The organism is Cellulomonas sp. APG4 (assembly GCF_009996735.1).
GTDB lineage: Bacteria > Actinomycetota > Actinomycetes > Actinomycetales > Cellulomonadaceae > Actinotalea.
The window spans coordinates 64,240-85,987 of sequence record NZ_JAACYI010000017.1 but is presented as its reverse complement, the minus strand read 5'-3'; the positions used below and the strand labels follow the sequence as shown (position 1 = coordinate 85,987).

General features: G+C 73.1%; 31 protein-coding genes and 1 pseudogene. 25 read left to right on the top strand and 7 right to left on the bottom strand.

What is annotated here, in order from left to right:
- Positions 1 to 766 precede the first annotated feature (766 nt).
- From GXB85_RS12980 to GXB85_RS12970, 3 genes are all read left to right on the top strand, one after another.
- On the top strand, positions 767 to 1,399 hold the full coding sequence (locus tag GXB85_RS12980; protein ID WP_161918079.1) for a hypothetical protein: 633 nt from the start codon (positions 767 to 769) through the stop codon (positions 1,397 to 1,399).
- Positions 1,400 to 1,501: 102 nt separating this feature from the next.
- Positions 1,502 to 2,002 carry a hypothetical protein gene (locus tag GXB85_RS12975; RefSeq protein ID WP_161918078.1) on the top strand — a complete coding sequence of 167 codons (501 nt, stop codon included), beginning with the start codon at positions 1,502 to 1,504 and terminating at the stop codon, positions 2,000 to 2,002.
- A gap of 83 nt (positions 2,003 to 2,085) precedes the next feature.
- Positions 2,086 to 4,167, top strand: coding sequence for a nuclease-related domain-containing DEAD/DEAH box helicase (locus tag GXB85_RS12970; RefSeq protein WP_161918077.1), 2,082 nt, complete (start codon positions 2,086 to 2,088; stop codon positions 4,165 to 4,167).
- Positions 4,168 to 4,228: 61 nt separating this feature from the next.
- Here GXB85_RS12970 and GXB85_RS12965 read toward each other — a convergent pair whose 3' ends face one another.
- Positions 4,229 to 4,849, bottom strand: coding sequence for a hypothetical protein (locus tag GXB85_RS12965; protein ID WP_161918076.1), 621 nt, complete (start codon positions 4,847 to 4,849; stop codon positions 4,229 to 4,231).
- A gap of 307 nt (positions 4,850 to 5,156) precedes the next feature.
- On the opposite strand from GXB85_RS12965, the gene GXB85_RS12960 reads away from it, so the two are divergent.
- The 5 genes and pseudogenes from GXB85_RS12960 (at position 5,157) to GXB85_RS12945 (ending at position 7,961) form a co-directional block, all read left to right on the top strand.
- Positions 5,157 to 5,975, top strand: a complete 819-nt coding sequence (locus GXB85_RS12960) for a class I SAM-dependent methyltransferase (RefSeq protein ID WP_161918075.1) — start codon at positions 5,157 to 5,159, stop codon at positions 5,973 to 5,975.
- A 153-nt stretch (positions 5,976 to 6,128) separates the two neighbouring features.
- Positions 6,129 to 6,482: pseudogene (locus tag GXB85_RS18890) on the top strand (alcohol dehydrogenase catalytic domain-containing protein); the annotation flags it as partial.
- A 353-nt stretch (positions 6,483 to 6,835) separates the two neighbouring features.
- Complete coding sequence (locus GXB85_RS17875; RefSeq protein WP_202627940.1) at positions 6,836 to 7,222, top strand: zinc-binding dehydrogenase; 387 nt, start codon at positions 6,836 to 6,838, stop codon at positions 7,220 to 7,222.
- A gap of 53 nt (positions 7,223 to 7,275) precedes the next feature.
- Entirely contained in the window at positions 7,276 to 7,548 is a 273-nt protein-coding gene (locus GXB85_RS12950; protein WP_202627939.1) for a type II toxin-antitoxin system Phd/YefM family antitoxin, read from the top strand.
- Positions 7,545 to 7,961 carry a type II toxin-antitoxin system VapC family toxin gene (locus tag GXB85_RS12945; RefSeq protein WP_161918074.1) on the top strand — a complete coding sequence of 139 codons (417 nt, stop codon included), beginning with the start codon at positions 7,545 to 7,547 and terminating at the stop codon, positions 7,959 to 7,961. Before GXB85_RS12950 ends, GXB85_RS12945 begins: the two co-directional genes overlap by 4 nt.
- A gap of 56 nt (positions 7,962 to 8,017) precedes the next feature.
- Here the strand turns inward: GXB85_RS12945 and GXB85_RS12940 are convergent, their stop codons facing one another.
- The 5 genes from GXB85_RS12940 to GXB85_RS12925 form a co-directional block, all read right to left on the bottom strand.
- Positions 8,018 to 8,251, bottom strand: a complete 234-nt coding sequence (locus GXB85_RS12940; protein ID WP_161918073.1) for a hypothetical protein — start codon at positions 8,249 to 8,251, stop codon at positions 8,018 to 8,020.
- Between the two features lie 136 nt (positions 8,252 to 8,387).
- Positions 8,388 to 8,573 (bottom strand): hypothetical protein, encoded by a 186-nt coding sequence (locus tag GXB85_RS12935; RefSeq protein ID WP_161918072.1) that lies wholly within the window; start codon positions 8,571 to 8,573, stop codon positions 8,388 to 8,390.
- A gap of 55 nt (positions 8,574 to 8,628) precedes the next feature.
- Complete coding sequence (locus tag GXB85_RS18885) at positions 8,629 to 8,802, bottom strand: hypothetical protein (RefSeq protein WP_370524226.1); 174 nt, start codon at positions 8,800 to 8,802, stop codon at positions 8,629 to 8,631.
- Between the two features lie 27 nt (positions 8,803 to 8,829).
- A complete protein-coding gene (locus GXB85_RS18880; RefSeq protein WP_370524225.1) occupies positions 8,830 to 9,063 on the bottom strand; it encodes a hypothetical protein in 234 nt (77 codons plus the stop codon).
- Positions 9,064 to 9,167: 104 nt separating this feature from the next.
- Positions 9,168 to 9,929: a Crp/Fnr family transcriptional regulator gene (locus tag GXB85_RS12925; protein WP_161918071.1), complete on the bottom strand. Its 762-nt coding sequence runs from the start codon at positions 9,927 to 9,929 to the stop codon at positions 9,168 to 9,170.
- Between the two features lie 135 nt (positions 9,930 to 10,064).
- Between GXB85_RS12925 and GXB85_RS12920 the strand changes: the two genes are divergently transcribed.
- The 12 genes from GXB85_RS12920 (at position 10,065) to GXB85_RS12870 (ending at position 18,224) form a co-directional block, all read left to right on the top strand.
- Positions 10,065 to 10,304, top strand: a complete 240-nt coding sequence (locus tag GXB85_RS12920) for a heavy-metal-associated domain-containing protein (RefSeq protein ID WP_161918070.1) — start codon at positions 10,065 to 10,067, stop codon at positions 10,302 to 10,304.
- Positions 10,305 to 10,416: 112 nt separating this feature from the next.
- Positions 10,417 to 12,327, top strand: a complete 1,911-nt coding sequence (locus GXB85_RS12915) for a cation-translocating P-type ATPase (protein WP_161918069.1) — start codon at positions 10,417 to 10,419, stop codon at positions 12,325 to 12,327.
- A gap of 495 nt (positions 12,328 to 12,822) precedes the next feature.
- Positions 12,823 to 13,218: a YbaB/EbfC family nucleoid-associated protein gene (locus GXB85_RS12910; protein WP_161918068.1), complete on the top strand. Its 396-nt coding sequence runs from the start codon at positions 12,823 to 12,825 to the stop codon at positions 13,216 to 13,218.
- Entirely contained in the window at positions 13,215 to 13,529 is a 315-nt protein-coding gene (locus GXB85_RS12905; protein ID WP_161918067.1) for a type VII secretion target, read from the top strand. Before GXB85_RS12910 ends, GXB85_RS12905 begins: the two co-directional genes overlap by 4 nt.
- Positions 13,526 to 14,788 (top strand): hypothetical protein, encoded by a 1,263-nt coding sequence (locus tag GXB85_RS18875; protein ID WP_161918066.1) that lies wholly within the window; start codon positions 13,526 to 13,528, stop codon positions 14,786 to 14,788. The genes GXB85_RS12905 and GXB85_RS18875 overlap by 4 nt, the downstream gene beginning before the upstream one ends.
- 36 nt (positions 14,789 to 14,824) lie before the next feature.
- The gene (locus tag GXB85_RS12895) at positions 14,825 to 15,247 is read left to right on the top strand and encodes a hypothetical protein (RefSeq protein ID WP_161918065.1); all 423 of its coding nucleotides are present in this window, start codon (positions 14,825 to 14,827) and stop codon (positions 15,245 to 15,247) included.
- Positions 15,248 to 15,306: 59 nt separating this feature from the next.
- Positions 15,307 to 15,750: a hypothetical protein gene (locus tag GXB85_RS12890; RefSeq protein WP_161918064.1), complete on the top strand. Its 444-nt coding sequence runs from the start codon at positions 15,307 to 15,309 to the stop codon at positions 15,748 to 15,750.
- 85 nt (positions 15,751 to 15,835) lie between these two features.
- On the top strand, positions 15,836 to 16,078 hold the full coding sequence (locus GXB85_RS12885; RefSeq protein WP_161918063.1) for a hypothetical protein: 243 nt from the start codon (positions 15,836 to 15,838) through the stop codon (positions 16,076 to 16,078).
- 55 nt (positions 16,079 to 16,133) lie between these two features.
- Positions 16,134 to 16,352, top strand: a complete 219-nt coding sequence (locus tag GXB85_RS12880) for a hypothetical protein (protein ID WP_161918062.1) — start codon at positions 16,134 to 16,136, stop codon at positions 16,350 to 16,352.
- 16 nt (positions 16,353 to 16,368) lie between these two features.
- Complete coding sequence (locus GXB85_RS18575) at positions 16,369 to 16,494, top strand: hypothetical protein (protein ID WP_255465824.1); 126 nt, start codon at positions 16,369 to 16,371, stop codon at positions 16,492 to 16,494.
- 148 nt (positions 16,495 to 16,642) lie between these two features.
- Positions 16,643 to 17,272: a GNAT family N-acetyltransferase gene (locus GXB85_RS12875; RefSeq protein ID WP_161918061.1), complete on the top strand. Its 630-nt coding sequence runs from the start codon at positions 16,643 to 16,645 to the stop codon at positions 17,270 to 17,272.
- A 43-nt stretch (positions 17,273 to 17,315) separates the two neighbouring features.
- Positions 17,316 to 18,224, top strand: coding sequence for a hypothetical protein (locus GXB85_RS12870; protein WP_161918060.1), 909 nt, complete (start codon positions 17,316 to 17,318; stop codon positions 18,222 to 18,224).
- On the opposite strand, the gene GXB85_RS12865 is transcribed toward GXB85_RS12870, so the two are convergent.
- Positions 18,169 to 18,492: a hypothetical protein gene (locus GXB85_RS12865; RefSeq protein ID WP_161918059.1), complete on the bottom strand. Its 324-nt coding sequence runs from the start codon at positions 18,490 to 18,492 to the stop codon at positions 18,169 to 18,171. The genes GXB85_RS12870 and GXB85_RS12865 overlap by 56 nt on opposite strands.
- Positions 18,493 to 18,646: 154 nt before the next feature.
- Between GXB85_RS12865 and GXB85_RS12860 the strand changes: the two genes are divergently transcribed.
- From GXB85_RS12860 to GXB85_RS12840, 5 genes are all read left to right on the top strand, one after another.
- Positions 18,647 to 18,967: a hypothetical protein gene (locus GXB85_RS12860; RefSeq protein ID WP_161918058.1), complete on the top strand. Its 321-nt coding sequence runs from the start codon at positions 18,647 to 18,649 to the stop codon at positions 18,965 to 18,967.
- On the top strand, positions 18,964 to 19,914 hold the full coding sequence (locus GXB85_RS12855; RefSeq protein WP_161918057.1) for a WXG100 family type VII secretion target: 951 nt from the start codon (positions 18,964 to 18,966) through the stop codon (positions 19,912 to 19,914). Before GXB85_RS12860 ends, GXB85_RS12855 begins: the two co-directional genes overlap by 4 nt.
- Entirely contained in the window at positions 19,863 to 20,336 is a 474-nt protein-coding gene (locus tag GXB85_RS12850; protein ID WP_161918056.1) for a hypothetical protein, read from the top strand. Before GXB85_RS12855 ends, GXB85_RS12850 begins: the two co-directional genes overlap by 52 nt.
- 11 nt (positions 20,337 to 20,347) lie before the next feature.
- On the top strand, positions 20,348 to 20,662 hold the full coding sequence (locus tag GXB85_RS12845; RefSeq protein ID WP_161918055.1) for a hypothetical protein: 315 nt from the start codon (positions 20,348 to 20,350) through the stop codon (positions 20,660 to 20,662).
- Between the two features lie 160 nt (positions 20,663 to 20,822).
- Entirely contained in the window at positions 20,823 to 21,737 is a 915-nt protein-coding gene (locus GXB85_RS12840; RefSeq protein WP_370524224.1) for a DNA-3-methyladenine glycosylase, read from the top strand.
- Positions 21,738 to 21,748: the final 11 nt, after the last annotated feature.

Sequence of the window (21,748 nt, the reverse complement as noted above, 5' to 3'; positions counted from 1 at the left end):
ACCGATCCCGTCGCGGATCTTCTGGCGGGAAGTACTGACCGCACTGCTTGCAGGCACGGAATCCCGCTGTCACGGCGCAGCGCACGCAGTATCGGTAGCGGGAGTACCGGCGGCGCTTGCCGCAGCTCGAGCACATGCGGGCTGGGCTCTTCTTGGGCTTGCCGGCGCTCGTCTTCGCAGAGTCGGCGCGCACCAAGCCCGCCAGTGCCTCAGGCGTGGGCGTCTTGCGCGAACGTCGGCGTGGCACGCCGGACCTAGCCTTCATGACGCATCCTTCGTGGGCTGCTGGGCCGCCAGCCACGGCGCGGAGAGTGCGCCGAGCAGGGGAACCCGGTCGACGTCGAAGACCTCGGGGGTGGGCGACTCCACCCTTGTGGCATCGGCCCCACCACGCGCTGACTGAAGTCAGCAGCACGAGGGGCGCCGCGCTCACGCAGTGCCTCTGCGGCTGGAGCGAGTGCGCGCCGATCCAGCCCGCGTCGCGCGGGGCAGGGGTGGACGCGGATCCCCCGGTCCCGGAGGCACAGGGCAGGATCGCCGGATGCGTCACGACCGCCTCCCCGACGGTGAGCAGGACGACACGGCTGCTCCACACAGTCGGCACGGTGCGGAGCTTGCGCGCGCGGAGCGAGACTTGCGCCGGCTGCGACGCCTGGAGATCCCCACGATCGTCGGGATCGGCGTTCTTGGCATCCTGGTGGCGTCGGGTTGATTCACACACGCCGGCCTCGGGGGGCTGGGAGCTTGGCTCATCGCGCTCGCCGTGATGCTGCTCTGGGCTCGCCGTGGGCGCGACCGCGAGGAGCGCGGCGAGCACGCCAGAGGACCTGCGCCACGTGCCGAGCGGATCTTCGGTGAGCCGGCGGTCGCCTTCCGTGCACCCCTGTCGCGCCTCGCGCCGGTCCTCGCGATCTGGGCGCTGCTGGGCGCACCGGTGCTCGTCCTGGCTGTCATCGCGTTCGTCGGGGGCAAGGTGTTCCTCGGTGCGGTGCTCACCGTCGCGGGCCTGTGGTGCCTGGTCCCGCTGATGCCGATCGAGGCCGCGCGGGTCTCGGCCGGGGGTGTGTGGCTGACGCCGTCGGGCGTCCTGGTGCGCGAGCCCGGCCTCGACTCGAGGATCGCGTGGGCAGACCTGCGGGACGTGCTGATCACCGACAGCGGACATGTGCACCTGCGTGCCGACCACACCGCCGGCACGATCCACCGCCCCGCCGGGAAGCCGTGGCTCCGTGCGGGCTCCGCTCTGGGCCCGCAGCACGCCGTCGTCGAGGCCCAGTGGCTCGCCGTCGACGCACGCACCCTCGCCCGCGTGATCGCGCACTACCGGGACAGCAAGGACCGCCTCACGCTCGGGTCTGCCGAGGAGCAGCAGCGGATCGAGGCTCTGATCCAGGGTTGACGGCGCCGGGCGCATGGCACCCTCGGTCGAGGACCGAGTCGCGTCGCGGGCTCGTCAGACCAGCGTGGACTCCACCAACCGTCTGTACTCAGGGGGCACTTCATGGACGACGTCCTTCTCTACGCACGCTCGGCACCGGGCTGGCTGCGAGGTGTCGGCTGGGGTGTCGTGGTCCTCAGCCTCGGCGCCGTCGGGCTGGTCGTCGCCGTCGTGCCATGGGACAACCCCGGCCTGCTCCTCGCCTCGGCCGTGCCGTCGTTGGTGGGCGGCGCGCTGGGCGTCGCCATCGTCCGGGCAGAGATCAGCGTCGACTGGTCCGACGACGGCCTCGCCCTGCGGTTCCGTCCGTTGTGGCGCGGGGAGCTCGCACCGTCGGCGATCGCCGAGGTGTCGGCGGTCGAGCGCATTGACCCGGTGCGCTACGGCGGGGTCGGACTGCGACGCGTGCCCGGCCGACGCATGGGGCTCCTCTTCGACGCCGGCCCGGGCATCCGCGTCGTCGCCACCGACGGCATGGTCTATGAGGTCCGGGTCGAGAACCCCTCGACCGTGCTCGCCGACCTCGCGCGCCGCTCGCCGGCGCTGCCGGTGGTGCGCGCCTGAGTGTCACCCGGCCGGCCGGCAGTCCGCTGTGCCGGTCAAGCCACCCGTGACACCTGCCGACACATCTCCCAGGAGGTGTCGGCATGTCTGCAGGGGACTCGGCCGGCGCGGAGGCGCGCCGACAGCTGGCGCTCGCGGACGCCCATGCGGCGGCAGCTGCTGAGGCCCGCGCCACGGCCGCGCGGTACTCGATCGCCGACGTGACGGAGAAGGCGACGGCGCAGACCCTCGCGCCGTTGGCCGCCGTTGGCCACTACCTGCTGGCCGACCGCCGCTGGCCGGGAAGCAGGCGCGCCCAGGTGGACCTGGTCGTCGTCGGGCCGGGCGGGGTGTTCATCGTCGACACCAAGGCGTGGAAGGACGTGGCGATCCACCACGGCCGCATCCACCGCGGCCAGGAGGACGTGACCGACGACGTGCTCGCACTCGCGGGCCTCGCCTACACCGCCGAAGGCGAGCTCGCCGAGGTCGGCCTCGCACCGGGTGAGGTGCACGCCGCCGTCGTGCTCGCTGGCCGCAAAGACGTGAACGAGCGCATCGGCCCGGTGCGCGTGGTCGGCGAGAAGGACGTGCTCCGCCTCATCGCCTCGCGGGGCAGCCGCCTCACCCCGGGCCAGGTCGACGTCGTCCTCGCCAAGGCCCTCACGGTGTTCGCCGAGGTGAACGCGCCAGCGCCCGTCTCGGTCACGGTCGCCGAACCCGTGCTGCCGCAGCCCGCACCCGCCCCGGTGCAGGACTCGCTGCTCAGTGAAGAGGAGGTGCAGTCGGCCCTCCTCGAGGGGATGCTCGCGAGCCCCATCGAGGAGTGGATGACCTTTCTGCACCCCTCGCAGGCCAAGCTCGTGCGGCGCAGCTTCAACGGGCCGTGCCGCATCCGAGGAGCTGCCGGGACCGGCAAGACCGTCGTCGGGCTCCACCGCGCCGCCTACCTCGCGCGGACGCAGCCCGGCCGGATCCTGGTCACGACCTTCGTGCGGACCCTGCCCGGGGTGCTCGGGCAGATGCTGCGGCGCATGGCGCCAGACGTCGTCGACCGGGTCGACTTCGCCGGCGTCCACGAGTTCGCCCGGCGCGTGCTCGACGAACGTGGCGTCACCGTGCGCGTCGACTCCCGGCAGATCGACCTCGCCTTCACACGCGCCTGGGAGGCCGTCGCCGCGACGAGCACCCTTGGGGGAAGCGTCAAGACCGCCCGGTACTGGAAGGAGGAGATCGACTACGTGCTCAAGGGGCGCGGCCTCACGCGCTTCGAGCAATACGCCGATCTCACTCGCACCGGGCGCGGCCACCCGCTCACCGTCGACCAGCGCCGCGCGGTGTGGGAGCTCTACTGCGCCTACGACGCCGAGCTGCGGCGTGCCAAGGTGAACGACTACGCCGACGTCGTGCTGCTCGCCGAGGCCGAGCTGCGGCGGGCGCCCCTCGCCGAGCCCTACGCGGCCGTCATCGTCGACGAGGCCCAAGACCTGACCTGTGCGATGGTGCGGCTACTCCACGGGCTCGTCGGTGACGGGCCAGACGCGTTCACCCTCATCGGCGACGGACAGCAGTCCATCTACCCCGGCGGCTACAGTCTCGCCGAGCTGGGCATCTCGCTCGCCGGACGCGGCGTCGTCATGGACGTCAACTACCGCAACACCGCCCAGATCCTCGAGTTCGCGCAGCGCATGGTGGCCGGCGACCAGTTCGCCGACATCGAAGGCGCGGTGGCGCGCGGGGACTTGCCGTCGGCCGTCCCCCGCCGGGGTGTGGAGCCGGTGATCGAGCGCTGCGCCACGTGGGGAGACCGCGGACGACGCCTCGTTGCGCGTGCTCGGGCGGTGCTGCACGAGGTTGGGACGAGTCCGGGCGACGTCGGCGTGCTGTGCCTGACGCACAAGGGTGTCCAGGCCGCGACGCAGGCTCTGACCGCCGCAGGCCTGCCCGTGGTGCAGCTGCAGAGCTACGATGGTTCGCCGGTGGATGCGATCAAGGTGGGCACCATCAAGCGGGCCAAGGGGCTCGAGTTCAAGCAGGTGCTCATCGGTGACGCGTGGGCTGACCAGATCGGGGACGCGGCGCCGCCCGCCGAGGGCACCGAGCGCGAGCGGTGGGAGCTGCGGCGCCGCGAGCTCTACGTCGGGATGACGAGGGCCCGGGACGGGCTGTGGGTGGGAGTGACGTGAGCGTCGCGCCACAAGAGCGGGAAGGCCGAACCGCTCGCGCCGATGCTTCTCTTGCCCTCGCTCAGGCGAGGTCTGTGGGCTCGGCGTACCAGTGGTCGATCAGCCACCGCCCGTCGGTGTGGACGAACCACAGCGACTGCGCCCATCCGGACTCGTAGAGCTCACCGCCCGGACGGTCGAAGGACCGCACGTAGGGGAACACGACCTTCACACCGGACTCACCGGTGTCGTCGTTGGTGACGACCTCGATGGCCGGTGTCCCGTTGCGTCGGTAGGGGTTGACCCGCTCGACAGTGTTCTCGCCGGCCTCGGCTCCGTCGGACGCGCCCTCGTCGGACGCGCCTTCGGAGTCGCCGCCCAGTGCCGAGGACGGGACCAGCGCGGCGACGCTCGCCGTGTTCCCTTCCTCGAACGCCGCGACGAGCTCGTCCCACATGTCCGCCGTCAGCAGGGGCTTGACCGGCTCGTACTCCTCCAAGGTGCGCGGGTCGCCGTTCTGCGTCACCCGGGAGGTCTCCAGGAGCGCCGTGAAGGTGTCGAGTATCGCCTGCGGGGCGGCGTCGACAGCGTCCTGATCGAAGTGCTCGACGGCCTCCGCAGGGAGGGCGAGCTCACCCGCCGTGAAGTCGAGGTGGTCGAGCAGGTCCGGTGCGACGGGGCTGTCAGGCTCGCCGGCGGTCACCTCTGGCGACGGTGAGGCGGCAGCGTCCGTCGGAGCGGTGGACGGGCTGGCAGCGGAGCACCCTGCGATCAGCACCGCCAAGGCGCCAGCGAGGACGACCGTGATCTGACGGCGAAGGGTGAGCACGGGACTCCTTGACGGGTCGGGAAGTCGGGAGAGCGTGGCGCCCCACTCGGAGGAGAGCGAGTGCGGCCCGCCCGGGTCTTCCATGCCTATCGGCGGGGTGACCGGTGGACTGAGGCCCCACGATCCGGTCTCCCCGGCAACTCCCTGGCCACCCGCGTCGCCGTCCTGCAGGCTCGCTCCCATGGCCTCGCTCCAAGACCTCCAGGACTACTACGCGCTCGGCCGTGAGCGTGACCGGCTCGACCGCGGCGAGGGGCTGCTCGAGGCCCTGCGTACCCACGAGCTGCTCGACCGGTGGCTGCCGGGCGCGCCGGGCATCGTCTACGACGTGGGCGGGGCCGCGGGACGGTACGCCGTGCCACTCGCCGAGGCCGGGTACGAGGTGCACCTGGTGGACCCGGTGCCCCTGCACGTGGAGCAGGCGCGCGAGGCGAGCGCGGCCGCACGCCGTCCGCTCGCTTCGGTGGTCGAGGGCGACGCGCGTGCCCTCCCGTTCGACGACGCCTCCGCGGACGCGGTGCTGCTCCTCGGGCCGCTGTACCACCTGGTCGAGCGCGAGGACCGGCTGCAGGCGCTCCGCGAGGCGGCGCGCGTGCTGCGGCCGGGCGGCGTGGTGGTGGCGGCCGCGATCTGCCGCTGGGCGTCGACGGTCGACGGCGTGCTCGCGGGGTTCCTGCGCGACGACCAGTTCGCGCAGATCATCACCGACGACCTCGCCGACGGCGTGCACCGCAACACCACCGGGCGTCCGGGCTGGTTCACGACGGGCTACTTCCACCGGCCCGAGGAGCTGCGCGCCGAGGTCGAGGAGGCCAGGTTCCAGGCAGAGGGGCCGGTGGCGGTCGAGGGCGTGGCGCGCCTCGCTGACGACCTCGACGAGCAGCTCGCGGACGCGACGCTGCGCGAACGGCTCCTGGGCCTGGTGCGCGCCACCGAGTCCGAGCCCGCGCTGCTGGGCGTCTCCGGCCACCTGCTGATCACCGGCCGCAAGGGCGCCTGACCCGGCGCGCAGTCACCCACGCCGTCAGCGCCCGTGTCGGACCGCGCTTGACGAGCGCCTCTACAACATGGCCGCGGTGCCTGCCATGTCCGGCGAGCTCCGACGGCGCGTCTGGCGGGGAGGTTTGGATCGGACGGACCCGGGGTTCGACCCATGAGCGAGCGGGTCCCTTGCCGCCCGGCACGGGGACGGGGAGGCTGGAGGTGGCAGCGTCGCGGGCGCTCGCGGGCGGGTCGGGGCGTGCCACCCCCGCCGCGGGCGAGGGTTTCCTTCGATGACGTGAGGAGCCCTGTGATGAAGGCCTGGCAGTTCTTCCACACCGGACAGCCGCTCGAGCGGGCCGATCTTCCCGAGCCGTCACCCGGCCCGGGCGAGGTGGTGCTGGACATCAAGGCCGCGGGCCTGTGCCACTCGGACGTCGGCGTGCTCGACGACGAGGGCTGGCTCTCGATCATCCCGAACCGCCCGATCGTCATGGGGCACGAGATCGCCGGTGTGGTGAGCGCCCTGGGCGAGGGCACCACGGGTGTCGCCGTCGGCGACCGGGTGGGGGTGTGCCCCACGGCCGCGAGCCCCAGCGCACCCGGGTACGGCCGCGACGGCGGGTTCACGGAGAAGCACGTGTGCCTGCCGGGCGACCTGGTCCCGATGCCGGACGGCCTGTCCTTCGAGATGGCGGCGCTCGGCACGGACGCGGGGATGACGTCGTACCACGCGATCATGACGATCGGTGGCCTCCAGCCGGGCTGGAAGGTGGGTGTGATCGGGTTCGGCGGGCTCGGCCAGGTAGGTGCGCGCGTCGGTGTGGTCAAGGGCGCCGAGGTGCACGTCGCCGAGGTCACACCGAGGTGTGGGACCGCGTGCGCGCGGCCGGGGTCGCCGACGTCGTCGCGGACGCCGCCGAGTGGGAGGGCCAGGACTTCGACCTGGTCGTCGACTACGCGGGGTTCGGCGAGACGACCACCAAGGCGTCCAAGGCCGTGCGTCGCGGCGGCACCGTGGTGCTCGTCGGCATGGGGAAGCTCGAGTTCACGCTCCACACGATGGACATGATCCTCAAGGAGGTGCGCGTGCTCGGCTCCAACGGCGGCACCCCGCAGGACGCCGCGGACGTGTACGAGCTGCTCGCCTCGGGTGCGATCGAGCCCGCCGTCACGGTGGTGGGCTTCGACGACATCCCGGCCTACCTCGACAAGCTCCGCGCGCACGAGGTGAGCGGCCGCGTGGTCGCCCACATCGCCGACTGAACATCGAGCTTCGGGCGTTGCTTCTGTCCAGACTGTCCAGATAGCGTGAGGTCATGACATGGCAGGTGCAGGAGGCGAAGCAGCGGCTCAGTGAGGTGCTGCGCGCAGCCGAGGCCGGCGAGCCGCAGGTCATCAGCCGCCACGGGGAGGAGGTCGCGGTGGTCATCGACATCGCGAGCTACCGGCGGCTCGCCGGGGTGAGCGTGGAGTTCGTCGACCACCTGCGCCACGGCCCCACGTTCGCCGGGCTCGAGCTCGACGGACTGCGCAGCGACGAGCCCCCCCGCGAGATCGACCTCTCGAGCACGCCGGGCCCTGACCGATGACGCGGTACCTGCTCGACACGAACGTCATCTCCGAGGTGCGGCGCTCCCGGCCGCACCCCGGCGTTGCGCGATGGTTCGACCACGTGCGCTCGCGTGACCTGTACCTGAGCGCCCTCACGGTCGGTGAGATCCGGCTGGGGATCCTGCGGCTTGCCGCGCGCGAGCCCGATCGCGCAGTCGCGCTCGAGGAGTGGGTGGCCCAGCTCGAGACCGGCTACGCCGACAGGATCCTCGACGTCACGCCGCCGGTGGCGCGGCGCTGGGCAGAGCTGAACCGGCCGCGGTCGCTGCCCGTGGTCGACGCGCTGATCGCCGCGACCGCCGTCGAGCACGGTGCGGTGCTCGTCACGCGCAACGTACGGGACTTCGACGGGGTCGCCGTCGAGCTCCTCAACCCCTTCGACGCGGAGTAGACGCACGAGAGCGCCGCCCAGGGTCGGTGGACCCCGGACGGCGCTCTCGGGACTGCTCAGGCCTCGGGTGCGGCGACCCGCTCGTCGAGGCGGTGGCGCTCGTCGAGGATGTCGGCGCCGGCGGCGACCAGCGCGTCCTCGTGGGCGCGGAAGTGGTGGCCGCAGAAGTACAGCGCGGCGCCGTCCGCGCCGGGGAGCGTGGCCCGCGCGAAGGCCTGCGCGCCGCAACGGTCGCAGCGGTCCAGGCGCGAGAGCTCGGCGGTCGGGGGGAACGTCGTCGCAGCTGTCATGGGCGAACCTCGTCTCTTCGTGCGTCGTGCCCCGGAGTATGGCCGGAGCCCGTGACATCCGTGTGAACCGGAGCCCGGGCCCGTCGATTCCTGATCGGCCGTTCGCCCACGCCGAACAGGAGAAGCACGCCTCAGCTCAGTCGATGTTCCAGATCGAGTTGCCGCCGTAGAAGTGGAGCACGTAGGTGCAGCGGCGGCACACGAGCAGCGTCATGACGTGCGAGCTGAACCCCCACATCGAGTCCTGCCGCGACTGCTGGCGGTCGAAGTCCTGGCACCCGCACAGCGGGCAGGCGAGGTCAGGTGTGTCGGGCTGGGTCACGGGTGCTCCTGGACGTCGTCGGCCGTCGGTCGCGCCGAGCCTAGTGACAGCCCGCTCAGCCGACGGCCGCCGCGACCAGTGCGGCGAGGCGGTTCTCGACCGTGGCGTCGATCGCGGTGAGGGCGTAGGAGGTGGGCCACAGGCCGCCGTCGTCGAGCTGTGCCTGCGGGGTGAAGCCGAACGTGGAGTAGCGCTCGCCGTCGTCGTGGCCGCTACGGAAGAAGCCCACGACCCTGCCCTTCGCGGCGTACGCGGGCTAGCCGTACCAGAGCTTGGGCGCGAGCTGCGGGGCGGTGCGCGTGACGATCGCGTGGACCCGCTCGGCGAGTGCACGGTCGGCCGGGTCCATCTCGCTGATCTTCGTCAGCACGGCGAGCTCCGCCGCAGCCGCCTTGCCGCCCTTGCCGTCCGCCTCGGCCTTGAGCTCGGCCGCTCGCGCCTTCATCGCCGCACGCTCCTGCGCGGAGAAGCCGCTCGACTCGTGACTCATCGCCCCACCCCTCGTCGTCACCTGTGCGTCACGCTAGAGGGCCGTCGCGGCGCCGCGCTTCTCGGATCCTGACGGGTCCCGGCCCGGCTCGGTGCCCGCCGGGCTCAGCCCGCGAGGGCGGCCAGACGGTCGCGGTCGACGACGGCGATCCAGCGCCGGCCCGCATCCACCACGCCCTCGCGGCGCCAGCGGCTCACCACGCGCGAGACCGACTCCGGCGTGGACCCGGACATCGCCGCGAGGTCCGCGCGCGAGAGCGGGACCTGGAGCAGCGTGCCGCCGTCGTGCCGGTCCTGGCCCAGGCGGTCCGCGAGCCGCAGAAGCACCCCGGCCACGCGCGCCTCGACCGTGCCGCCCGCGGCCCGCACCGCGCCCGCGCGCGCCGCCGCGAGCCGCGCCGCGACGTCGTCGAGCACGCGCAGCGCGACGCCCGGGTGCTCGGCGAGCACCGCCCGGAACGTCGCGGCGTCCATGCGCAGCGCGCACACCGTGGTCAGCGCCTCGGCGGTCTCGGGGTGCTCGGGCTCGCCGAGGGTGCTGACCGTCCCGAACAGGTCGCCCGGCACCAGCAGATCCGTGATGACCTGGGCGCCGTCGGCCGTGGAGCGTGTGACCTTGACCCGGCCCGACGCCAGCACGAACAGGTGCTCGGCCGGCTCACCCGCGCGGTAGAGCGGGTCGCCCTCCGCCCAGGACAGCGCGACGAGCCTCGCGTCGATCGCCTCGAGCTGCTCGCGGCTGAGCCCCTCGAGGTACGGGACGCGTCCCAGCACCTGCATGCGCACGGGGTGCGGGCACGCGTGGGGCTGCGCGCACGTGCTGCGCAACGGCGTCCGACGGCGTGCCGTGCGGGTGGGCTCTCCCATCGCGTACCGACCTCCTGGGGCCGACCCTACGGCGGTTCTGCCGTCGATTGACGCACGTCATCGAACGCCGACGGCGCCGTGCCTAACGTCACGAGCAGTCGCCCACCCGGGGTGACGCGAAGGAGACCGAGAACCATGAGCACCACCCCCGCCACCACCACCCGCACCGTGCTGCGCGCCGAGGGCTTCAGCTGCCCGTCGTGCGTCGCCAAGATCGAGAAGCAGGTGGGCCGGCTCGACGGCGTGACCTCGGTGACCGTGCACTTCGCCTCGGCGCGGATCGAGGTCGAGCACGACCCGGCGCGCGCGAGCGTCGACGCGCTGGTCGCCGCGGTCGCCAAGGCCGGCTACACCGCACGGCCCGCGGCCTTCTGAGCCGCCGACGCGTGTCGCCCCGCGCCCGCCCAGGCCCCGGGCCGCCGAGCCCGCCCGGGCCCCGGGCCGCCGAGCCCACCCACCCCATCCCCGCCCACGTCAGGAGCTCGTCATGTCGTCCCTCGTCCGCCACCGCCGCTGGGCGGTGCCCACCCTCGCGGGGGCGCTGATCCTCGCGTCGTTCGCCACGGCCCGCCTCGGCGCCCCCACCGCGGCCGACGTGCTGATGGTCGCGGCCGCCGTCGTCGCCGGCGCCGGGATCGTCCGCAACGCGGTGCGGGCGTTGCTCGCGCGCGTCATCGGGATCGACCTGCTCGTCTCCGTCGCGGCGATCGGCGCGGTCGTGATCGGTGAGCACTGGGAGGCCGCGGCGGTGACGTCCCTGTTCGCCGTCGGGCACGCGCTCGAGGACGCGACCCTCACCCGCACGCGCTCGGCGCTCGCGGAACTGGTCGCGGTGGCGCCCCAGGTGGCCGTGGTGCTGCGCGACGGCGAGCAGGTCGAGGTGCCCGCGGGCGCCGTCGGGCTGGGCGAGACCGTGCTGGTCAAGGCGGGCGCGTCCGTGCCGGTGGACGGCGAGGTGCTTGCGGGCAGCGGCGCGCTCGACGAGTCCTCGATCACGGGTGAGTCCGTCGCGGTCGAGAAGGTCGCGGGCGACCGCGTGTTCGCGGGCACGGTCTCGCGCGGGGGCCTGCTCCAGGTGCGCGCCACGGGCGTGGGGGCTGAGACGACGCTCGCGCGGATCATCCGTCGCGTCGAGGAGGCGCAGGACGCCAAGGCCCCCACGCAGGCGTTCATGGACCGCTTCTCGCGCTGGTACACGCCGGCGATCCTCGTGCTCGCGGTGGTCGCGGGTGCGGTGACGGGGCAGGTCGAGCTCGCGCTCACGCTGCTGGTCATCGGCTGCCCGGGCGCGCTGGTCATCTCGATCCCCGTGGCGGTGGTCGCGGGGATCGGGCGCGGCGCGCGCGACGGCGTGCTCATCAAGGGCGGCGAGCACCTCGAGACCGCGGCCCGCGTGGACGTCGTCGCGCTCGACAAGACCGGGACCCTCACGCGCGGCCGGCCGCGGCTCACGGACGTCGTCGTGCTCGCGGACCGTGCCGACCGCGCCGAGGTGCTCACGTGGGCGGCGCGCGCCGAGGCCGCGTCCGAGCACCCGCTCGCGCGGCCCGTGCTCGAGGCCGCCGCGGCCGAGGGGATCGACCCGGGCGCGCTGCCCGACGACGTCGTCACGGTCCCGGGACGCGGGGTGGTCGCTCACCTGGGCGGACGGCGGGTCGTCGTCGGCACGCTCGCGCTGCTGGACGCTCCCGACGACGGCGCCGCGGCGCACGTCGAGCGGCTGGCCGCGGCCGGGCGCACCCCGATGGTGGTCGCCGTGGACGGGCGGGTGCTCGGGGTGCTGGCCGTGGCCGACGAGGTGCGGGCGGATGCCGCGCACGCCGTCAGGCGCCTGCACGCCGCCGGGGTACGGACCGTCATGCTCACCGGTGACGCCGAGCGCGTCGCAGCCGCGGTCGCGGCCCAGGTGGGGGTGGACGACGTGCGCGCCGGGCTGCTGCCCGAGGACAAGCTCGACGCGGTGCGCGAGCTGCAGCGCGCCGGTCACGTGGTCGCGATGGTGGGCGACGGGGTCAACGACGCACCCGCGCTCGCGACCGCGGACGTGGGGGTCGCGATGGGTGCGGCCGGCACCGCGGTGGCGATCGAGACCGCCGACGTCGCGCTCATGGCCGACCACCTGGAGCGCCTCCCGCACGGGCTGAGGCTCGCCGCCCGCACCGTGCGCGTGATGCGGCAGAACATCGCGATCGCGCTGGTCACGGTGGGTGTGCTGCTGGCGGGCGTGCTGCTGGGCGGCGTGACCATGGCGATCGGCATGCTGGTCCACGAGGCGTCGGTGCTGGTGGTCATTGCCAACGCCATGCGCCTGAGCCGCGGCGACGTGCCGCGCGTCCCCCAGACCCCCGCCCTCACCCACCCGCGAGATCGTGACCTACGCGCCGAGATCGTCAGCTAGGACCCACGATCGCGACACCGGAGTCACGATCTCGCGGGAGGGGTAGGGAGCCGGAGGACCGAGGGGGCCGCCCGCTCGCCGGCGGGATCGGGGAAGCCACGTGCCGCTGGGCGGCGCACATCCTCCCCGCTGAGGTGAGCTGGCGCCGTCGGGCCGGGTGTCCGCCGGACCGGGGAGGTTGGGTACCGCTCGCCGGCACGCAACCTCCCCGATCGCCGTCGCGCGGCCGCGGCGTCGGCCGGGGGCTGAGCCGGATCCGAACGCCGCCCGACGGCGGGATCGGGTGGGCTGAGCCGGATCCGAACGCCGCCCGACGGCGGGATCGGGGAACCTGCGCGTCGGCTTCCGGCGCGCATCTTCCCCGCTCGCGGCGGAACCACCGGTCGGGCAGGGCCGCCGTCAGGCAGCGCCGACGGAGGCACGCCCGGCGCCGGTTATCCACAGATTCGTCCGGGTTCACCCGCGCGAGGCACGCGATCCCTAACGTCGCGTGCCATGACCACGAGCACCGATCCCGCGGATGTCCTCGCTCGCATCCAAGGGGATGTCGCCGCGGCCCATGAGCGCATGCGCACGGCCCAGGACGCGCAGACGGCGATCGCGGCCGTGCGTGGGGTCGGCCGCTCGCGCCGCGGCGACGTGACCGTCGAGGTCGACGCCGCGGGCGTGCTCACGGACCTGCGGCTCGACGACACGGCGGTGCAGCAGTCGGCCGCGAGCCTCACGGCGGCGATCCTCGTGGCGGTCCGTGACGCGCAGGTGCAGGCCGGCGAGCGCGCTGTCGTCGTGGCGGAGGAGTCGTGGGGCGCCGGGAGCGCCATCGTCGAGCGCCTGCGCGAGGAGCTCGCGGGGCGCCACGGCCGCCGGCCGGTGCTGGGCGGGCGGCCATGAGGGAGCTCGCGGTCGACGTCGACGTGCTGCGCCAGCACGCGGGCCGGGTCCAGGTGGTGGCTGACACCGTGGCTCGGGCCTCGGCCGCGGCCAGACAGGTCGACCTGCACGACGTCGCCTTCGGGCTGCTGTGCAGCTTCCTCCCGGCGGCGTTCAGCGGTTGCGAGACGTCGGCTGACGACGCCGTCCGGCGCACCCGCGAGGCCGTCGAGGCGACCGCCGACGGCGTGCGCGGCATGGCGCGCGACTACGAGGTGATCGACGGCGACGTCGGTGCGCGGCTCGGTGCGCTCGGCCGGGTGCTCGAGTGACGGCCGGGACGCTCGTCCTCGGGCCGGTCGGGACGACGTCGTCGCTCGAGGGTGCCCAGCTGCTCGAGTCGCTCGCCGAGCTGTCGGAGGCCCTGCGCTCGGAGGGCTGGCTCGACGCCGCGCTGAGCGGGGTGGGGGTGGTGCTCGACGCGGCGGCTGCCGCGCTGGACCCGATCGGCTCGCTCATCTCCGCCGGGCTTGGGTGGCTGATGGAGCACCTCGAGCCGCTCAAGGGCTGGCTGACCGACCTCACGGGCGACGCCGGCGCGGTGCTGGGCTTTGCCGCGACCTGGGACAACATCGCCGCGGAGCTCGACCTCGCCGCGGGCGACTACGGCCGGGTGCTGCGGGTGGACCTCGGTGCGATGCAGGGCGAGGCCGTGGGCGCGTACGTGCGCCACGGCGACGGGATGGTCGCGCAGCTGCGCGGCCTGGCGGGCGGCTCGGGCGCGGTGGCGGCGTCGCTGCGCACGGCGTCCGGTGTGGTGCAGACCGTGCGCGAGCTGGTGCGCGACGCGCTCGCGGACCTGGTGGGTTCGGCGATCTCGTGGGTGCTGCAGAGCGTGGCGACCGCGGGGCTGGGCACCCCGTGGGTCGTGGCCCAGGTCGCGACCCGGGTGTCGTCGCTGGTCGCGCGCGTGGGCGGGAAGGTCACCGCGCTGGTGGGCTCGATGAGCTCGTTGCGCGGGCTGGTCGACGAGCTCGGTGGGGTGCTCGCTGGGCTGGCGGGGGTGGCGGCGAAGCCGCGTGGGGGTGGGGTCGGTGTGGGTGCGGTGGTCGGGGCGTCTCGACCGGTGGCGCTTCGGTCCAGCGCGACCGCCCCGTCCCTCGCTCCGGATCCGAAGGCAACCCCCACCGGTCGGCCGGCCACATTCACCTCCGACGACGAGCCGGAGACGATCCGCGGACGAACCCGCGAGAACCAAGCCGCCTTCCACCTCGCGCGGCTCGGCTATGTCGTCGAGCAGACTCCACCCGTGCCGGGACCGAAGAACCCCGACTACCGGATCGAGGGCAGGGTCTTCGACGCCTACTCACCGATTTCGGACTCGGTCCGAAACGTGTGGGGGGAGGTCCAGAAGAAGATTGCGAGGGGTCAGGCGCCCCGCGTCGTCCTCGTGCTCGACGACTCGCCGTTGTCGTTCGAAGCGGTGGCGGACCAGTTCGGGACGTGGCCGATGCCCGGGCTGAAGGAACTGATCATCCTCCGGAACGGCGAGATCCTGCCATTCTGGCTTCCCACAATCCCCGAGGAGTAGCGAATGCTGCACTACCCCATGGCCGTGCGTACGGTCGTGTCCGTCGAGGACATCGTCGGTGCGCTCGCAACGCTTCTCGGCACCGATCCGGTCGATGGACGGATCACGATCGGAGCGCTCAGCGTCGACATCGACGTCCCCGACCACCCGGTCACGCGCAGCGTTCTCGACGACTTGCTGACAGCCCCAGGCACCTGCTTCGTGGACTGGTGGATCGAGGACAAGGGCGACGCCGCGGACTACGAGCGGGCGCGCCTCCTCCTGGCGCGGGCGGCGCCTGCGCTGGCACGGGAGCTGGACGCCGAGGCATGCCTCACCTTCCAGCTGGACCTGGCTCTCATGCGGCGGCGCGACGGTGCTCTCGAGCTCTTCTCCTGGTTCCGGCCATGGGGCATTGCGGAAGTCCAGGAGTCGCTCGAGGACCCATGGACACTCGTCCAGGACGACGGGCGCCTCTGAGGCGGCAGGCGCCCGCACGTGAGCGACGCAACCCCGGAGGCGTGATGCTCGGCTACCCCATGGCGGTGCGCGCCGCGGCGTCGACCGCCGAAGTTCGTTCCGCCCTTGTCCCATTGCTCGCCGCGCCCGTCAACGAGCGCGGTCGCATTGTCGTCGATGCGCTCGAGGTGTTCGTCAGCGACGTCCGCCACCCCGTGGACCACGAGATCTACCTGGACCTTCTCGGCGCTCCCGCGACCTCGGACATCGAGTGGACGATCGACTACAAGCGTGGCGATCCGCTCTACGGCGAAGCCCGGGCGCGAATGGCGGTGACGGCCGCTCAGCTCGCGGTCCGACTCGACGCAGAGGTGTGCCTTTGTCACGAGCTCGATCTTGCGGTGATGCGGCGCAGGGCCGGTGTGCTCGAGCTCTACTCGTGGTTCCCCGAGTGGAGCATTCCCGAGGTTCAGGCAGCGCTCACCGGCCCATGGCGCCTCACCGACGACGAGGGGCGGCTGTGACGCGCCCAGCCGTGAAGTCTGGAGGGCTACTCATGCGTGGCGTGAGGAAGTCTCCGGAACGCCTCGTCCAACCTAGGGGGCGTTGATGGCGGCGCAGGCGTTCGGAGTCCTCCTGTCGGTGGACGAGACCGCCGCGCGGTACGACTCCGGCCGGCGGGAGGAAGACCCGGAGCGCGGCGTCCTGGTCAGTCCCGCCAGTGGCCCGAACGCCTGGCACATGGAGGGCCGCGAGGACCGGCCCCACTGGGCTGGAACCGTCGTGGCGCGGGCGCTCTACCTGCGCACGCAGACGGGCGAGTGGCCGACGAACGCGTCGTTCCAGTCCTGAGCGTCGCGAGTCCACAAGAGGGGGCCAGATGTCCGGTCATGCGTTCGCGAGACTGATGTCCGTCGATGAGACCGCCGCGCGGTACGACTTCGGGGTCTCCGAGGACGGCCCCGACCGCGGCACGCTGGTGATTCCCGTCTCCGACCCGGCGAGCTGGCGGGTCGAGGGGGAGAACCCGTCACCGCATCTCGCCGACGTCGTCTTGGGCAAGGCGGTGACTCTGCTGCGACGCACCGGACGGTGGCCCGAGAACGCGTCCGTGTACACGGGCTGAGGTAGGACAGGGAGCCATGGCGATCATCGTCGACGCCAGGAAGGTCCGTGAGTCGGCCGCCGAGGTGGCGTACACGTTCGGCGACGACCCGAACGAGGCCTCGGGTGTCGTCGTCATCCCCGTCGACGACGTCGAGGCGTAGTACGTCGAAGGCGTCGAGCCGGGTCGCGAGCCACTCGGGGCGAAGCGGGTCGCTGGCAAGGCGTACGTGGTGCACTCCAGGACGGGTGCGTGGCCCGAGGACGGTTCCTACTACGCATGAGGCTGTCGATGTGGAAGGTTCCCCTCGCATGGCGACGGGAAGTCTCCACACCCGCGCGCAGAAGCGGGCCGACGAGGGGGAGGGTGAGGTGCAGGTGACCGAAGGAGCCCAGCGGCAGGACGTCGTCGTGCGCGAGCCGCGCGTTAAGGACGCTGAGGCGGTGGCGACCGCACACGTGCGGGCCTGGCAGGTCGGGTACCGCGGGATCCTGCCCGACGACGTCCTGGACAGGATCGACCTCGCGGCACGCGTCGAGCGCTGGCACGGCTGGCTGGCCGACGGCGCGTTCCGCCGCACCAAGGTCCGCGTCGCCGAGGTCGAGGGCAGCGTCGTCGGCTTCGCGATCCACGGGCCCGAGCGGGTGCCCGACGCGCCCGCGGACCCCGGGACGACGTCGTCGGGCGTCGGCGAGCTGTACGCGCTGAACGTCCACCCTGACCACTGGGGCCGCGGGGCCGGTGCCGCGCTGCTCACCCACGTCCAGGCGGCGCTCGCCCACGCCGGGCACCGCGAGGCCATCCTCTGGGTCCTCCCCGGCAACGCGCGCGGCCGGCGGTTCTACGAGCGCCACGGATGGGCCGCCGACGGCGCCGCCAAGACCGAGGAGATCGACGGCGCCACGGTCGAGGAGATCCGCTACCGGCGTCCTTTGGGGTGACCCCGCGCCTCCGGAGTCCCGTCGAGCACTAGCGTGACCCCTCGTGCTCAAGAGCAAGGCCTGGCTGCCCACGTGGCTGCAGCCCGCCGCCGTCCTCGCGGTCATCGGGCTCGCGTGGGTGGCCCACGCCGGTGAGTACCCCGCGGGTGAGTCCGCTGAGGGCGGGCTGATCGCCGCCGCCGTGCTGCTCACGATCCCGGGCCTCGTGGGGGCGCTCGTGGATGCGGCGCGCGCCCACAAGGAGGCACAAGCGGGCGAGCGGCCGGGCTATCAGCGCATGCTCGACGCCGCAGTGCCCCGCGGAGACACCCCCACGCTGCCCCGGTCGCTCGTCGGTGACCTCGTCGCCCGGCTGATGCTGTGGGGGCTCGTTCAGGCGGCGCTGTCGCTCGCCGTCGGGGCTCCGCTGATCGGGCTCGCCGAGGAGGACGGCTGGGGGCAGATCGCGCTCTTCCCCATGGTGATCTCCCTGGTCCTGGTGATGCTGGTGCTCCTGGGCGTCATCGGTTGGCTTGCGGTGGTGGTGCTGCGCGCGGGGCTGCGGTGGGCCGATTCGCGGTGGCGCGGAACGCTGCTCGAGGTCCCGGAGGCGGGCGAGGAGCTCAACGCGCGGCCGCCGTGGGTGTTCCGGGCGATGCTGGTCGGGCTCGGCGTGGCGCTGCTGGGCCTCGCGACGTTCTGGATCCCGCAGACGATCCTGACCTGGGACGACGCCGTCCCGCTCCCGCGTGGCATGTGGGGTGCTTTCGGGGTCGACGACGCGACCGTGACCGGTGGCTTCCTCGTGGCGTTGTGGGCCCTGCGGGTGACGGCCGGGATGGTGCTCGGTGGGACGGCGGTCGTCGTCGTGCTCTCACCGATCGCCGCGCGGCAGATGGGCGTGGGCCGCCGCCGCGTCAGGGCCGAGGACGGGTCCGCTGCTCCTGGGGGTGGAGGGCGAGCAGGCCGCTGACACCGGTCGCGCCGGCCGCGATCAGCACGGCCGGCCAGGCGCCGACGACGTCCGCGAGGCGGTGGGAGAGCGCGAAGGTCACCAAGGCGACCACGCCGACGACGGCGATGCGCCACCACGCGCTGTGCCGCGCCTCGCGCAGGACGCACCACGCCGCGCCCGCGAGGAGGGTCGCGCCGCCCAGCAGCTGGCTTCCCGTGGCCTGCGCGACCGCGAAGCCGACGACCAGCGTGAGGGCGGCGATCAGGGCGGTGAGGGTGTGGCGCACGCGCCCAGCCTGGCACGCCGTCGGGCGAGGGCCGACCGCCCGCGGGACCGCGACGCCGTTGTCGGCCGGGCCTGTGGATAACCGGGGCGGGCGGTCCGTGCGCCCTAGCGTCGTCGTCGGCAAGGACCGGACGAGGCAGGGCAAAGGGGGCGCAGTGAGCGGCTTCGAGGCGGACGTCGACGAGCTCGACGCGGCGGGTCGTGCGCTCCTCGGCGTGAGTGACGACCTGGACGCGACCGCACGTCGTGAGCTGCTCGAAGGTCGGTCCACCTACGCGAACCCCGAGCTGACCGAGGCGGCCGGCCGGTTCTCCGCACGCCTCGGCCACCTGACGCGGGTGCTCAGCGACCAGGCCGACGCCGCAGGGGTCGCGCTGCGCGGCAGCGCCACCCACTACCGCGAGTCCGACCTGCTCGCGCCGGCGCAGATGCGGCGTCTGGACGAGCGCCTCGACATGGGCATGGTGGTCGGATGAGCGTCGGGCTCTCGATCAACGCCGACCCGCTCGACCTGATCCCGGGCTCGACGGAGGCGCTCTACGACGACGCGCGCTCCCTCGAGACGCGTGCCGAGGAGCTCGAGGACGCGGCGTCGGGTGTGCGGCGCCGGACCGTGGCCGGATGGCTGGGCAACGCGGCGAACGGCTGGGACGAGCGTCGGCCGCAGCTCGCCGAGGCGATGGATGCCCCCGCCGAGGTGTACCGCTCGGCCGCCGAGGTGCTGCGCGTGCACGCCGCGACCATCGAGTGGGCACGCGAGGAGTGTCACCTCGCGATCGCGCTCTGGCGCAAGGGCGAGGCGGAGAGGTCGTACGACGGGCTGCAGTGCCTCGCCGGGCCCGCGCCGTACGGTGCGCCGCAGCAGACGGTGGTCGAGGGGACGACGGTCTGGCCGCTGTTCGACCCCGGGTACCAGACCCGGATGCTCGCGGTGCAGCTACTCGAGGAAGTCCGCGAGGAGGTGCGGCTCTCGGCCGAGGCTGCTGCGGCGCTGCTCGACGCCTGGTGTGCAGACCTGCCCGACGGGCAGTTCCACGCCGCCGACTTCTGGGCCGGGGTGTGGAGCTGGGTGTGCGGGATCGGCACCATGCTGCGCACCTACAACGCGGCCCGGGTCATCTACGACCCAGGCGGCTACGCGCACGACGTCGGCGCTGCGGCGCAGGGTGTGCAGGACCTCGCCGGGCACCTCGCGGCGAACCCGCACGACGTCAACCGCGTGCTCCTCGACTCTGAGACGTGGCGCGACCGCCCCGGGCGGTGGTGGGGCTCGGTCGCCCCGGAGCTGGGACTCAGCGTCGCGGGCGGCGGCGCCGGGGTGTGTTGTCCCGCATCACGCGGGCGACCGACATCCCGAACGGCGTCGCGAAGGTGCCGGACTGGGCAACCCCGGAGGTGCCGAGTCACATCGACGCACCGCTGAGCACCATCGAAGCGGCCGCCCCCGCACAGGTCAGACTGCTCCCGGACGACCCGGAGCCGGGCACCTTCGAGTACTCCCTCGGTTTCGACCCGTCGGTCAACCAGTTCCGCGAGGGCGAGTACCGGACTGCTCGATGGCTTGTCGAGGTGCACGGGCTCGAGTTGGTGCGAGCCCACAGGGAGAGCCTCGTCGACTGGTTCGACGCGAGCGGTCGAAGCTACGACGCGATGGGGGGCTTCTCAGGTGAGTACCTTCAGACCCGGAAGCAGTGGGCGGCCTTCATCCATAAGCTCGACACGCACGACAGGAAGGCGGACCTCGTGCCGATCGACGTTTCGCAGTTCGATGCGGACCAGATCGCACGCATCCGAGAGCTGCTCAGGGACCGAGACGAGACGAAGTTCTTCCTGGTGGGTGAGTGATGTCAGGGCTTGTGGCGTACAGCATCGGCGACGACGAGAGCTGGATGATCAGAAACAGCATCTTCTACTGGATGCTCGACCGGTTGGCGGACGACGCGAACGAGGCTGTCGCGCCAAAGTTGCGCGAGGTTTCCGACAACAATCTCGGTGCGCTCTGGCTCGACGAGTTCGACGAGTCGGAGCTGACCGAACTCTCGCGTCTAGCGCACGCGCTGCCGAGCATCGCGCGTAGAGAGCTTCCGGAGACCTCAGAGCGCGAAGGGATTGCACTTCGCTTTGAGGAGCTGGCCGCCTTCATCGACGCAGGTGGCGAACGGCGACGGTGATGTGAGTGGGAGGACTCCCTCGCGCACCGCAAGGAGTACGAGGGCGACATCCGGCAGGAGCTCCACCGCATCGCCGCATGGGAGACATGCGCGCCTCCGCCACCCGAGGCGTGACGGGCGCACGACGGGTGGCGTCGGGGGCGCGTGTGACCATGGGGGCGTGCAGCACGAGCAGGTGGACGTCGTCCTCTCGCGACCGACGGACGTCGTCCGGACGCTCGCGCCGCTGCGCCACGGCGCCTACGACCCCGCGCACCAGGTCACGCCCGACGGCGCCGCGTGGCGCGCGACCCGCCTGACCAGCGGCCCCGCGACCCTCCGCCTCCACCAGCGCGGGCCTCGATCCGTGCACGTCGAGGCCTGGGGCGACGGAGCCGCCGAGGCCCTCACGCTCGCCCCCGCACTGCTGGGCGAGCACGACGACGACGCGTCGTTCGCTCCCCCGCCCGGCCTGGTGCGCGACGCGTGGCGCCGCACCGCCCACGTGCGCATGACCCGTGGTGGACGCGTGCTCGAGCAGCTGGTGCCCGCCATCCTCGAGCAGCGCGTCATCACCCGGACGGCGACGGACGCCTGGCGACGCCTCGTCCGCGCCCACGGCACACCAGCACCCGGCCCCGCTCCCGAGGGCATGTGCGTCCCGCCCGCCGCCGATGCCTGGGCCCGCGTCCCGACCTGGGACTTCCACCGCGCCGGTGTCGACCCGCGCCGCGCCCGCACGGTGGTCGCGGCGGCCCGGCTCGCCCATCGCCTCGAGCAGGCGAGCCGCATGCCGCCGTCGGCCGGGCGCGCCCTGCTCATGCACGTGCCCGGGGTAGGTCCGTGGACCGCGGCCGAGACCGCGCAGCGAGCGCTCGGCGACCCCGACGCCGTCTCGGTGGGCGACTTCCACCTGCCCCACCAGATCGGTTGGGCGCTCGCGGGTCGCCGCACCGACGACGCCGGGATGCTCGAGCTGCTCGCCCCCTACGCGGGCCACCGCCACCGCGTGATCCGCGCGCTGCTCCTCACGGGCGCGGCGCGCGAGCCGCGGCGTGCGCACCGTCTCGCGATCGAGGACCACCGGGCCCGCTGAGCACGGCCCGC

Coding starts and splice junctions, on each gene's coding strand:
- GXB85_RS12875 (WP_161918061.1), top strand. CDS start 16,643: ATGGCGACGGGAAGTCTCCACACCCGCGCGCAGAAGCGGGCCGACGAG.
- GXB85_RS12920 (WP_161918070.1), top strand. CDS start 10,065: ATGAGCACCACCCCCGCCACCACCACCCGCACCGTGCTGCGCGCCGAG.
- GXB85_RS12855 (WP_161918057.1), top strand. CDS start 18,964: ATGAGCGTCGGGCTCTCGATCAACGCCGACCCGCTCGACCTGATCCCG.
- GXB85_RS18880 (WP_370524225.1), bottom strand. CDS start 9,063: ATGAGTCACGAGTCGAGCGGCTTCTCCGCGCAGGAGCGTGCGGCGATG.
- GXB85_RS12950 (WP_202627939.1), top strand. CDS start 7,276: ATGACATGGCAGGTGCAGGAGGCGAAGCAGCGGCTCAGTGAGGTGCTG.
- GXB85_RS12960 (WP_161918075.1), top strand. CDS start 5,157: ATGGCCTCGCTCCAAGACCTCCAGGACTACTACGCGCTCGGCCGTGAG.
- GXB85_RS12925 (WP_161918071.1), bottom strand. CDS start 9,929: ATGGGAGAGCCCACCCGCACGGCACGCCGTCGGACGCCGTTGCGCAGC.
- GXB85_RS12885 (WP_161918063.1), top strand. CDS start 15,836: ATGGCGGCGCAGGCGTTCGGAGTCCTCCTGTCGGTGGACGAGACCGCC.
- GXB85_RS12940 (WP_161918073.1), bottom strand. CDS start 8,251: ATGACAGCTGCGACGACGTTCCCCCCGACCGCCGAGCTCTCGCGCCTG.
- GXB85_RS12945 (WP_161918074.1), top strand. CDS start 7,545: ATGACGCGGTACCTGCTCGACACGAACGTCATCTCCGAGGTGCGGCGC.
- GXB85_RS18575 (WP_255465824.1), top strand. CDS start 16,369: ATGGCGATCATCGTCGACGCCAGGAAGGTCCGTGAGTCGGCCGCCGAG.
- GXB85_RS12890 (WP_161918064.1), top strand. CDS start 15,307: ATGGCGGTGCGCGCCGCGGCGTCGACCGCCGAAGTTCGTTCCGCCCTT.
- GXB85_RS12910 (WP_161918068.1), top strand. CDS start 12,823: ATGACCACGAGCACCGATCCCGCGGATGTCCTCGCTCGCATCCAAGGG.
- GXB85_RS12880 (WP_161918062.1), top strand. CDS start 16,134: ATGTCCGTCGATGAGACCGCCGCGCGGTACGACTTCGGGGTCTCCGAG.
- GXB85_RS12975 (WP_161918078.1), top strand. CDS start 1,502: ATGGACGACGTCCTTCTCTACGCACGCTCGGCACCGGGCTGGCTGCGA.
- GXB85_RS12980 (WP_161918079.1), top strand. CDS start 767: ATGCTGCTCTGGGCTCGCCGTGGGCGCGACCGCGAGGAGCGCGGCGAG.
- GXB85_RS12905 (WP_161918067.1), top strand. CDS start 13,215: ATGAGGGAGCTCGCGGTCGACGTCGACGTGCTGCGCCAGCACGCGGGC.
- GXB85_RS12970 (WP_161918077.1), top strand. CDS start 2,086: ATGTCTGCAGGGGACTCGGCCGGCGCGGAGGCGCGCCGACAGCTGGCG.
- GXB85_RS12915 (WP_161918069.1), top strand. CDS start 10,417: ATGTCGTCCCTCGTCCGCCACCGCCGCTGGGCGGTGCCCACCCTCGCG.